We start from the raw sequence: 241 nt of genomic DNA, 5'->3' as shown, positions 1-241 counted from the left end.
CAGAAGCTAAATACCAAATCTTTTTTTCTCCATCATTACCCTTTTTCTGTTGCAAACTATACATATAGGCTCCACCATCAATAGTAGCCGCTTTTTCACCAGAACGATTCTTTAAAGAAAAATGAGCGTTTCCACTTTTATCAGTAATTAAATTAACTGATTGGAAGGAGTTGTTTGCAATTTCAGCACCAGAATCTAAAACGCTTACTGTATGATCACCTGCTCCTTCCTCAATAATAAG

General features: G+C 35.3%; 1 protein-coding gene. It reads right to left on the bottom strand.

The window, feature by feature from the left end; genetic code table 11:
• Positions 1 to 241 (bottom strand): pertactin-like passenger domain-containing protein (locus tag ACFIO5_RS11585; RefSeq protein WP_375705489.1); only part of this gene is annotated, 241 nt, incomplete at both ends.

It is taken from the genome of Bartonella sp. AA86SXKL (genome assembly GCF_042196885.1).
This window is presented reverse-complemented; position numbering and strand designations above follow the sequence as displayed.